This window comes from Candidatus Coatesbacteria bacterium, from assembly GCA_014728225.1.
GTDB lineage: Bacteria > RBG-13-66-14 > RBG-13-66-14 > RBG-13-66-14 > RBG-13-66-14 > WJLX01.
This window is the reverse complement of sequence record WJLX01000027.1, coordinates 1-11,514: the sequence shown is the minus strand read 5'-3', so window position 1 is coordinate 11,514 and position 11,514 is coordinate 1. Positions and strand designations below refer to the sequence as shown.

Below are 11,514 nucleotides of genomic sequence, written 5' to 3'. Positions count from 1 at the left end.
GAGGTTGAACTGACAGCTTCGCCCGCCGATGACGGCGTCCTGCTGGGCTGGACGGTCAGCGGCGACCTGCCCGCCGGTGTCCGTGTCCTGCGCGGCGAGAGCGACCCCGTCGCCGTCTCGGGCAGTCTGCCCGGTGGGACCACCCGCTGGCTGGATCGCGGCGTGGAGCCCGGCGGGAGTTACGTCTACTGGCTGGAAACAACGGATAGCGACGGTCGCACCGAGCGCTTCGGTCCCACGGCGGCCGTCGTCGTGCCGGAGTCCGCACATCAACTCGTCCTCCACGAACCGTATCCCAATCCGTCGTCGGGAAGCGTCAGCATCGCCTTCACCCTGCCCGAGACCCAGCGCGTCAGCCTGAGCGTCTACGACCTGGCCGGGCGCCGGGTGGCCACGCTGAGCGAGGGCGAGCTGCCCGCCGGACGCCACGAAGTGAGCTGGAACTGCTCCGCTGCATCAGCCGGGGTCTATCTGCTGCGCCTGGAGACGCAAGGCGCGGCGCTCAGCCGCCGGATCGTCGTCGGCCGGTAACGAGTTGTTGATATAGCGGCACACGGGCGGGATTAACATCCCGCCCGTACAGTATGCCGGCCCGAGGCACATGGGATACCCCAAACCGACCCGCCGGCCCCGAGTATCATCAAGCCCCCAACCGCTCCACGGTCTTTCCTTCACCGTCCGTCTCTGTTACCTTTACCAGGTTACAACAAGCAAAGAGCATGAGGAAAGACGAGTCTTCGAAAACCGTCTACAAGGTCCTGATCAGCCTGCTCGCCGCCGGGCTGGCGGCCTGGCTGATCATCGACAACCTGCCCCTGCTGACGGCGCCGGAGCCGGTCTCCAGCGGCGCCGGCGAGTATTACATCCGCCGGGTGATCGACGGCGACACCGTCGTCGCCGACGGCCTGGGCAAGGTGCGGCTGCTGGGCATCGACACCCCGGAGCGCGGCGAAGCGGGCTTTGAACCCGCCCGGGATCGGCTGGCCGAACTCATCGGCGGCCGTTGGGTCACCCTGTTGTTCGATACCGAGTTGACCGACCGCTACGGTCGGACCCTCGGCTACCCCCTGGTCGAGCTCGAGGGCGTCGAGACGGCGGTCTGCCCCCTGCTGGTCGCCGAGGGTCACGCCGAACCGCTGTTCTACGATCCCAACTACCGCTTCCGCGACGAGATCACGGCGGCCGTGGACGAGCGATGAGCTTCTGGAAAGGACCCGGATGGACAAGCGCAAACTCCTCCCCTGGCTGATCGGCGTGTTGCTCGTCGCCGCCGGGCTACTGGTCTGGCTGACCGGCTATACCACGGCGCCCGCCGACCTGGCCGCTTTCTACTACCGCGCCGCTGATCAAGACACCGAGCTGGTCCAGGCGGACTCGACGGTCTGGCTGCCGCCCTTCTCCGGCGGACTGGTCAGCCTGCCCCGGGGCTGGCAGGAGATGAGCGCCCCGCTGACGATCCAGACCGCCGACGGCGAGCTGATCCTGGAATGCACCCTGGAGGTCGACCTGACCGCCGAGGCCGGCCGCGAGCTGATCGCCCGCTTCGGCGACGAGGTCGAGGGCGGTAACCCGGCCCCCCTGCTGGCCGCCGCTCTGGAGACCTCGGCCTTCAGCGGCACGAACCGGGAGCTCTACGGGCCCCGGCGGGTCGAGCTGGCCGCCGAGCTGGAGGACGAGCTGCTGGACTACGTCGACGGAGAGCTGCCCGAGCTGGCGGTCGAGCGCCTGAGCCTGCCCACAGCCGGCCTGGCCGAGGGTTCGCTGTTCCCCGGACCCGAAGACGCCGAGCCCTGCCGCGTCGTCGTCCTGGGCATCGACGCCCTCGAGGACACCCTGCTCGAGCCGCTGATCGAGCTGGGCGAGCTGCCCAACTTCGCCCGGCTGCGCGACGAGGGCTACCTCGGCGTGCTGCGCTCCGAGGAGCCCTACTTCTCGCCGATCGTCTGGACGACCTTCGCCACGGGCAAGCCCGCCGCCGAGCACGGCGTGACGGCTTTCACCCGGCTGGACCCGGAGAGCGGCGTCAAGATCCCCCTGTCGTCCAACGACCGCCGGGTCGAGGCCTTCTGGGAGTTCCTCGGCGCGCGCGATAAGCGCAGCGTGACCGTCAACTGGTACTACTCCTGGCCCGTGGGCGAGATCGACGGCGTCTGCCTGACGGACCTGTTCTGGGAGAAGACCTACGGCCGCGGCGTAGCGCTGGAGCGCGAGTTCGCCGAACTCGAGGGCCGTCTGTATCCACCGGAGATGGAGGAGGAGCTCAAGGCCGTCGCCGAGTCCCGGCCCTACATCTCCGAGGAGGATTACGCCTACGCCGATGTGCTGGAGATCGTCCCCCGCTTCGCCGAGAACGTCGAGGAGGGCGTCGAGCGCTACCCCCTGCCGAACTTTTTGACCCACGACATCCTGGCCGCCAACGCCTTCCTCCATCTGCTGGAGAACGAGGACTGGGAGCTGGCGGCCCTCTATCAGGACCTGCAGGACAAGATCCCCCACTCGGCCTGGCCGGCCCACGCCCGCTACTGGGAGCGACTGACCGGGACGCCGTCCCATCTGCCGCCGCTGCCCGAGGGGTTGGGCGAGCTCTCCGACGCCATGGGCCCCCTGGTCGTCGAGAGCTACCGCCTGGCCGACAAGATCCTCGGCCGGGTGATGGAGCTGGTCGACGACAACACCGTGATCCTGGTGATCAGCGACCACGGCTTCGCCTCTCTTGATCCGCCCCGCGAGGTACCCACCAGCCGCTACGGCTCGGAACGGATGTACTTCTGGCACGATCCCACCGGCGTGGTCGGCCTCTGGGGCCCCCACGTCCGGCGCGGCGCCGCGGGTCCGGAGATGACCATCTACGATTTCCTACCCACGGTGCTGGCCCTGCTGGGCCTGCCGCCGGCCGCGGACATGCCCGGCCGCATCCACGCCGAGGCCCTCGAACCCGACTACCTGGCCTGGCTGGAGGAGCACGCCTTCGGTGAGGCGCCGGCGACCTACGATTCCGGCCGCCGGCGCGAGAAGATCGCCCTGCCCGAAGCCATCGGCGAGCAGACGATGGAGCAGTTGCGCGCCCTGGGTTATCTGCAGTGAGGCGGGCACCTGACACTAAGGCGGATAACTGGTATACTTCTGATAGTCTGGATGGCCAAACACTACCCGCGGCAACGCGCTTGAGAAAGGATCCGCCGGATGAAAATGGGCGAGGAGGTATACAAGAAGTTCGGTCGTGAGATCAAGGCCGGCGAGGTGCTGTTCAAGGAAGGTGACATCGGCAACTCGATGTACATCATCTACGACGGCAAGATCGCCATCACCAACATGAGCCGGGACATCGAAACCACCCTGGCCGTCTTCACCGAAGGCGACTTCTTCGGCGAGATGGCGATCATCGACAACCAGCCCCGCTCGGCCACGGCCAAGGCCCTCGAGGACACCAGAGTCATCGAGCTCTCCGACGACATCTTCGAGAGCCAGATCTCGAACAACCCCAAGCTGATCATGCGCATCCTGCGCAAGATGAGCAATCGCCTGCGCGAGGCCGACCGCAAGATCAAGACTCTGCTCTACCGCGACAACTCCTCCCGCATCACCGGGACGCTGATGCTGCTGTGCCAGAAGCACGGCAAGCCCAAGACCGGCGGCGGCATCGGCCTCGACAAGGAGTTCACCTTCAAGGAGCTCGTCGGCATGGTCGGCCTGCCGCGGGCCAAGGTCGAGGAGATCATCCAGACCCTGATGCGGGCCAAGGTGCTGGAGCTCAAGGGCGACGAGATGATCGTCTACTCCCAGGAGCACCTGGAGCGCTTCATGAACTACCTGGAGATGAAGGAGCAGTTCGGCGACGCCTAAGCGAGGTACCCGTTGGCTGACCAGACCCCCAGACGCGGACCCCGGCGGGGCCGCAAGTTCCTGGTGACCTTGATCGTCTGCGCCGTGGCCGCCCTGGCGGCCTGGCTGCTCAACCTGACCGACAACCTGCGCGACTTCGAGCTGGCCACCATGCGCGCCCGGGTCCGGGCCAAGGGCCGCTCCTTCTCGGGCAGCGAGAGCCCCGGCGCCACCGTGCCCGGCATCTCGATCATCACCATCGACGACTACAGCCTGCTGCCGCCGGAGGAGTACGGTCTGGGTCGCTACCAGGACTGGACCCGGGAGTACTACGCCCAAGTCCTCGAGCTGCTCGAACACGCCGAACCCGCCGCCGTCGTTTTCGATATGCACTTCTTCGAGCCCGCCGGCAACCCCGATTATCCCCGGATCAGCCGGACCGTGCTCGAAGAGGCCGGCGCCGCGGCCGTCGACGAGGCCGGGGTCGCTGAGAACGCCGACGGCCTGGAGCGGGTCCGCCGCTGGCTGGAGCTTCACGACGAGGACGAAGTCTTCGCCCGGGCCCTCGAGGAGACGGGCAACGTCGCCCTGGGGCTGGCCGGGGTCGACTTCGCCCACACCGAGCAACTACGCGAGCTCGAGGGGCACCCCTACGTCGACTACGCCCTCGACATCCCCCGGGAACAGCACCGCCATCTCTACCACTACGCCGGCTTCCATCCACCGATCACTGAGCTGACCGAAGCCGTCCGCCTCCTCGGCCACACCATGATGCACCCCCACGATGAGATCATCTGGCGGGTGCCGATGATCATCAGCGCCGCCGGTCCCCGCCCCGGCGAGACCCTCTGCTTCCCCAGCCTTTCCCTGGCCGCCCTGGCCCTGGCCAAAGACGTCCCCCGCGACCAGATCACCTTCGACCCCGACGTCGGCGTCCAGCTGGGCGATGAACTGACCGTCCCCACCACCCCCCAGGGCGAGCTGCTGCTCAACTACATCGGTCCCTCGGGCCAGGGCGCCGAAAGCACCTTCAACTACTACTCCTTCACCGACATCCACTACCTCTCCCAGCGCGACGACATGCCCTGGGAAGAGAAGGTCCAGCAGGCCTGGGACAACTTCCACAACCAGGTCGTCATCATCGGCGGAACCGCCGGCAGCCTGTTCGACTTCATCTCCTCGCCCTACTCCAACGCCCATCCCGGCGTCGAGATCCACGCTACGGCCATCCACAACATGCTCTCCGGCGCCTATCTCAAGCGCCTGGATCCGCTGTGGTCCCTGGCCATCTTCATCGGCCTGACCCTCGCCGTGGGCTTCGCCGTGGCCTACCTGCGCTGGTGGCTGGCCGTGCCCCTGTTCCTGCTCCTCTTCGGCGGCTACGTCATCGCCGCCTTCCACTTCTTCGCCGAGGCCGATCTCTGGCTGGAGATCGTCCGCCCGGGCACCGGGATGCTGATCGGCATGCTCTCCGTCATCGGCTTCAACTACGTCGTCGAGCAACGGGCCAAGCGCAAGATCAAGGAAACCTTCAGTCACTACGTCTCACCCGCCGTCGTCGAGCAGATGGTCGACAACCCGGACATGGTCCGCCTGGGCGGCGAGAAACGCGAGCTGTCGGTCATCTTCACCGACGTCAAGGGCTTTACCACCATCTCCGAGCAGATGGAACCGGGTCCCCTCGTCGAGCTGATGAACGACTATCTGACCCCGATGGCCGAGCTGGTCTTCGCCAACAACGGCACGGTGGACAAGTTCATCGGCGACGCCGTGATGGGCATCTTCGGCGCCCCCAACCCCCTCAAGCACCACGCCGACGCCGCCTGCCACACCGCCCTCGAAATGCTCGACAAGCTCGAGGAGCTCAACGAGGGCTGGAGCGACCGCGACCTGCCCCGGCTGTCGATGCGCATCGGCGTCAACTCCGGCCCGATGGTCGTCGGCAACATGGGCTCCCACAACCGCTTCGACTACACCGTGATGGGCGACAACGTCAACCTCGGCGCCCGCCTCGAACCGCTGAACAAGTTCTTCAACACCTCGGTGATCATCAGCGAGTTCACCCACCGGCGACTGATCGACGACTTCTACGTCCGCAAGCTCGGCAGCTTCCGCGTCAAGGGCAAGAACGAACCCGTCATCTGCTACGAGCTCCTCGGACTGGGCCGCCCCGCGGGGCGCGAGGCCGAGCTTCTCGAACGCTTCACCGCCGCCCTCGCGCACTGGGAAAACGCCGAGTTCAAGCAGGCCTTCGAGGCCTTCAAGCAACTCACCGCCGACTTCCCCGAGGACGGCCCCAGCAAGTCCTACCTCGTCCAGACCCGCAGCCTGTACGCCAACCCGCCGGGCGACGACTGGGAGCCGATCCACAATATGCTGGTCAAGTAACCGGCGGACGAGACCCCCAACACCCGCCCAAATCCGTCGGCGCCGGAACCGGCACGGTTTTTGCATCTCGGCGACCGTGACGGACGTCAAAACGGTTGCGCCTCCGCAAAAACCGTGCCGGTTCCGGCGGGCGCAAGCGCCAAGCGGCGGCGAAATGGCCGCCGGCGCCGAGCAAGGCAGGTCTCGTCCGCCGGCCGGGCCTGACTCGAACCGTCGCTTCAGCTCCGCCCGAGGCGACAATCCCCCAAAGCGTAATATGTCGACGACCCTTTTTTATCGCCTGTTGCTGGCCTTCCTGTTGGCCGACTATCCCCTGCAGACCGACTGGGTCTTTAAGGTCCGCTATAAGAAACGCTGGGGGGTGGCCCTCCACGCCGGCATCCACCTGCTGGTAACCCTGGCCGTCTGCCTGCCCTACCTGCACTCGCCGTGGTTCATCGTCGGCGTCGTCGTGCTCCAGGCGGTCCACGGCCTGTTCGACACGGTCAAGAAGAACGGCTTGCTGGGCTTCTTCGCCGATCAACTGTTCCATTTCGCCAGCCTGGCGGCGCTGGCCTGGATCTTCGGACATCTCGAGCCCAGTCTGCCGACTTCGGGTTGGCTCACCGACCTCTGGCGCGACGACTACCTGATCAACCTGCTCTCCGGGATGATCCTGGCCGGCTACACCACGATGATCGCCGTCAACTTCGGCAACAAGTCGCTGCGCAATGACTTCGAGCGCGAGCTGTTCAGCGGCTACTACCGCTACAGCATGGTGCTGGGCGGCGTGGTCAGCTACTCCGGACTGGTGTTGGTCTACCAGCTCTCGCCCCTGTATCTGCTCCTCGCCGCGGCGCCGCCCGTAGTTCTGGGGCTACTGGCGCGTAAAGACGGCGACGACGACGGCAGCTTCCACGGCGCCTACCCGCTGGACTACCTGTTCAGCTTCCTCTCCGCCGCCCTCTGGGCCACCCTGGTGGGGCTCAAGCTCTACCCCTGACTGGCGCCGCCGACGGACGACCGTTGAAAACAGCAACCTGAGCTGCCGCAGCCCCCGGGCCGTCGTTTCGCCGGAACCGGCACGGTTTTTGCAACTCGGCGGCTCGCGGAGCGGCGACAGCTAACCGCCTCCGTAAAAACCGTGCCGGTTCCGGCGACCGGGTCGGCGCCGGGGGTCTGAGGTCGTTGTCAAAGGTCGCCCGGCTCACCCTTAACCGCCAACAACGTACCGAGAATGTTCACCGGGATTATCAGCGAGATCGGCCGTCTGGTCGGGCTGCGGCCGGGCGGGGTGGCGCGGTTGGAGCTACAGGCCCCTGCGACGGCGGCGGGCCTGGCGCTCGGGGATTCCGTAGCGGTCAACGGCGCCTGCCTGACGGCCGTGGCTGTCACCGAAGACGGCTTCAGCGCCGAGGCGATGCCCGAGACCCTGCGGCGGACCAACCTGGGTGGGCTGGCGCCCGGCGCCGTGGTGAACCTGGAGCGCGCCCTGCGGCTGGGTGACGGCCTGGACGGCCATCTGGTCCAGGGTCACGTCGACGGCACGGCGCGGCTGCGCGAGGTGCGGTGGGAAGGGGCCGCCCGGCGGCTCGTTCTGGAGCTGGACGAACCGCGCCTGTCCAGGTATCTGGCGCCCAAGGGCTCGGTAACGCTGGACGGGGTCAGCCTGACGGTCATCGCGGTCGCCGGGGTGCGTTTCAGCGTGGGCCTGATCCCGCACACGGCGGCCGCCACCACCCTGGGCGGGCTGAGCGGCGGCGCTCGTCTCAACGTCGAGGTCGACCTGCTGGCCCGGTATCTGGAGCGTTTGACCGGCGGCGGATCCGGCGGGCTGGACGGCGACTTCCTGGCCGAGCACGGTTTCAAGGGTTGATGATGCGGATTCTCCTCAGTATCGGCGTCCTGTTCCTGTTGTTGACGGCGGCTTGCGACGACGGGGGCGAGCCTGCGCTGACCGAAGCGGTCGTCACGACCCGAGTTGATGCCGACGAGCCGACGGCTGATCCCGCCGCGGTCCTGAGCGGGGGCATCGCCGACATCGGTTTGCGCGAGGAGCTCGACGCCCTGGCCGCGGCCCAGAGCGAGCTGCTGGGCGAGCTGGCGGTCCGGGTCGGCGACGGCGAGCTGACGCCGGCTCAGGCCGACGAGGAGCACCGGGCCTGGCTGGCCGAGCGCGCCGTCGAGCAGGAGCTCGAGATCGCGGAACTCGAACGCCTGCTGGGTGGTTGGGTGGGCGGCCGCTTCCGTCGCAGAGTCGGTGGTTGAGCGTCGGAACCTGACGTTCCGCGGATCGTCCCAGACCGCCGTGGGCACCGGCTGAAGCGCTGACAAGTCGTCCCGGCGCCGCCGGAATCGCCTGCTAACGCCACACGAGGACCCCGCCATGGATGCGCCGAACAGCGACCGGGTGATGGACCGCGATGAGCTGCAGCGCTTGACCCGCCTACTGGCCCGGCGGCGGGCCAAACGCGGCCTGTTTATCGCCCTGTTGTTCGGCCTGGTCTGGATCGCCGGCCACCTGTACGCTGGGGGACTGGCTCTGGCTCACAGCACCGAGGCCGCCGTCGAGCTCGAGGGCAACCTTTACGCCACCGCCGTGGCACCTTCGCGGGACGAGTACCGTCAACTATGTCAATCGCTGTTGACCCTCCCGCCGTTGGAGCGGCTCACCGCCTCCGGCGACGTCGAGGTAACCCTGCTGCTCGACAACGCCCCCCTGGACGAGGAGGAACCCGGGCTCTACAGCGGAGCCCTGGCCAATCCTACGGCCCTGGGCTCGGATGAACGCATCCGCTACGTCATCCACCTGCATCCCGTCGGCCTGGAACCGAGTGTCGGCCCGCTGGAGCTCTACAGCGCCGCCTTCGGCCAGGCCGCAGCGGCCCTGAGCCACCACCGCGGCGACAATCCCCTCTACAGCGCCGCCTCCCTGCAACGCCTGGCCGTCAGGGCCGAACTGCTGCTGGCCGCCAAGCTGGCCGAGCGGGACCTGGTAATCGACAGTACATATCAACAGCACCTAATCGACCGCCTGGAGCGGCTGACCCCCGTACAGCCCTCCGCCCCCCCGAGGGACCCCTTTCATGGTTAACGCCTTGACCCTTAAGATTTTTTCTGCTAACTAATACAATGAACGCATAAAGACGCTTTGGCTGGATAAGCGCCCGGAGCAAGGGTATGCTGAATAGTCTTATGCTCACCCCAAAGGAGGACTTTTGCGTAAAATTCTGCTGTTAACGCTGCTGCTTCCCATCCTCGTCCTGGGTTACAGCTACGACGTCGACCCGTCGACGGTTGAGTTGGTGGCCTCCAACGGCTACGTCATCCCCCGCGTGGTGGATGGTTATTACCCGAGCGACACCGGCGTGCCCGCCCTGCCGCGCATCCCGCTGAACATCTTCGTCCCCGGCGGCGGCAGCGCCGTCGATGTCGAGGTAACCTCCCTGGAGATCGAGGAGCTGGACGGCGTCTGGTCGATCCTGCCCACCGCCGAGCCGCGCCCCACCTCCAAGCCCCAGGATTACGTCGCCGAGCCCGATCCGGCGATCTATGGCTCCGCGGAGCCCTACCCCGCCGAGCCGCTGCGCGCCCTGGGCGGCAGCAACGCCGCCGGCTACGGCATCGCCGAACTCGACTTCTGCCCCTTCGTCTACGAACCCCTCACCGGCAAGCTCTCCGTGATCACCCGTATCGACTTTGAGATCACCACCGAGCCCCTGCCCTACGCCACCGTCACACCCAACGCGGTGACCCGGCGCGTCGCCGAGGAACGGATCGAACGCGTGCGGGCGATGGTCATCAACCCCAACGAGGTCTACCATCCCTGTCCGATCATCACCGACCACACCGTCGGCCTCAGCCCCGAACCCATCCTCAACGGCCCGGACTTCGGCAGCACCGCGGAGTGGGTCTTCATCACCCCCTCCAGCTTCACCTCCGCCGCCGAACCCCTGCGCGACTGGAAACTGCGCAAGGGCCTGACAACGGCCATCGTCACCACCGAACACATCTACTCCAACTACAGCGGCCGCGACAACGCCGAGAGGATCCGCAACTTCATCATCGACGCCTACCAGAACTGGTCGACCCAGTACGTCGTACTCGGCGGTGACTGCGACTACGTTCCCGAGCGTCGCGGCTACGTGACCATCGGCGGCACCTCCCAGGACGACCGCCTGATCCCGACCGACCTCTACTACTCCGACCTCGACGGCTCCTGGAACGAGGACAGCGACAGCTACTGGGGCGAAGAGGGCGACATCCCAGACATCCAGCCCGACATCAACGTCTCACGCATCTCCGCCCGCGGCGCCTCCATGGTCACCGATCAGGTCGACAAGATCCTGACCTACGAAACCGACCTGCCCGCCGGCTTCGCCATCAAGGGCCTGTTCCTCGGCGCCTACCTCGATAGTACCACCTCCGGCGGCGACGCCAAAGACGTGGTCGCCAACAGTTACATGCCGGGCTACTTCCAGATGACCCGGCTCTACGAGAAATTCGGCAACATCAGCAGCACCGCCGTGGTCAATAACATCAACGCCGGCAAGGGCGCCATCATGAACCACTGCGCCCACTCCAACTACACTCTGATCGGCACCGGTCCGGACAACATGTACGTCAGCGACGCCAACAACCTGACCAACGGCGACAAGGCCGGCTGGTTCTACTCCATCGGCTGCATGTGCGGCGGCTTCGACCGCCCCGTCTGCTTCGCCGAGGCCATCGTCCAGAACGCCGACGGCGGCTGCATCGCCGCGATCATGAACTCCCGCTACGGCTGGTACTACCCGGGCAACCCCGGTGGCGGCACCAGCGACAAGCTGGACCAGGCCTACTTCAACGCCATCTTCGGCAAGGACATCCTCAGCCTCGGCGCCGCCGTGTCCGACATGCGCAGCGTCTACACCGGCGCAGCCCGCGGCAATCAGTATTACCGCTGGTGCGTCTACGAAAACAACATCCTCGGACCCTGTGAAACCCCCACCTGGTACGACGTCATGTCCGCCCTGCAGGTCGGACATCCCGGTGAATACGACGGCAGCAACTTCACCGTCACCGTCGAGAGCGGCGGCAGCGCCGTCAGCGGCGCCACCGTCTGCCTGTTCAAAGACGACGAGGTCCACGAGGTCCAGACCACCAACGGCTCCGGACAGGCCACCTTCAGCGGTCTCAACGTCCAGACCAACGGCGAGATCCTGATCACCGTCAGCGGTGACAACCTCTGGCCCTACCTCGGCAGCGTCCAGTGCAACAACGCCGATATCGCCGTGGCCTACTTCGACGCCGACACCGCCGAGGAAGGCGTCCTGCTCAACTGGG

The 11,514-nt window shown here is 66.5% G+C and carries 10 protein-coding genes; all 10 read left to right on the top strand.

Annotated features, from left to right (window positions below; all coding sequences use genetic code 11):
- A partial coding sequence (locus tag GF399_02325) for a T9SS type A sorting domain-containing protein (GenBank protein MBD3399150.1) occupies window positions 1–531 on the top strand: 531 nt, incomplete at its 5' end.
- 53 nt (window positions 532–584) lie between these two features.
- Window positions 585–1,199 carry a hypothetical protein gene (locus GF399_02320; GenBank protein MBD3399149.1) on the top strand — a complete coding sequence of 205 codons (615 nt, stop codon included), beginning with the start codon at window positions 585–587 and terminating at the stop codon, window positions 1,197–1,199.
- A 19-nt stretch (window positions 1,200–1,218) separates the two neighbouring features.
- Window positions 1,219–3,084 (top strand): hypothetical protein, encoded by a 1,866-nt coding sequence (locus tag GF399_02315; GenBank protein MBD3399148.1) that lies wholly within the window; start codon window positions 1,219–1,221, stop codon window positions 3,082–3,084.
- Window positions 3,085–3,183: 99 nt separating this feature from the next.
- Window positions 3,184–3,843, top strand: a complete 660-nt coding sequence (locus tag GF399_02310; protein MBD3399147.1) for a cyclic nucleotide-binding domain-containing protein — start codon at window positions 3,184–3,186, stop codon at window positions 3,841–3,843.
- A gap of 12 nt (window positions 3,844–3,855) precedes the next feature.
- Window positions 3,856–6,210, top strand: coding sequence for a CHASE2 domain-containing protein (locus tag GF399_02305; GenBank protein ID MBD3399146.1), 2,355 nt, complete (start codon window positions 3,856–3,858; stop codon window positions 6,208–6,210).
- A 154-nt stretch (window positions 6,211–6,364) separates the two neighbouring features.
- Window positions 6,365–7,192 carry a DUF3307 domain-containing protein gene (locus GF399_02300; GenBank protein ID MBD3399145.1) on the top strand — a complete coding sequence of 276 codons (828 nt, stop codon included), beginning with the start codon at window positions 6,365–6,367 and terminating at the stop codon, window positions 7,190–7,192.
- Between the two features lie 234 nt (window positions 7,193–7,426).
- On the top strand, window positions 7,427–8,065 hold the full coding sequence (locus GF399_02295) for a riboflavin synthase (GenBank protein MBD3399144.1): 639 nt from the start codon (window positions 7,427–7,429) through the stop codon (window positions 8,063–8,065).
- The gene (locus tag GF399_02290) at window positions 8,065–8,457 is read left to right on the top strand and encodes a hypothetical protein (GenBank protein ID MBD3399143.1); all 393 of its coding nucleotides are present in this window, start codon (window positions 8,065–8,067) and stop codon (window positions 8,455–8,457) included. The genes GF399_02295 and GF399_02290 overlap by 1 nt, the downstream gene beginning before the upstream one ends.
- A 118-nt stretch (window positions 8,458–8,575) precedes the next feature.
- Window positions 8,576–9,283 (top strand): hypothetical protein, encoded by a 708-nt coding sequence (locus tag GF399_02285; GenBank protein ID MBD3399142.1) that lies wholly within the window; start codon window positions 8,576–8,578, stop codon window positions 9,281–9,283.
- A gap of 124 nt (window positions 9,284–9,407) precedes the next feature.
- Window positions 9,408–11,514, top strand: a 2,107-nt coding sequence (locus GF399_02280; protein MBD3399141.1) for a hypothetical protein, incomplete at its 3' end; no start/stop codon positions are given.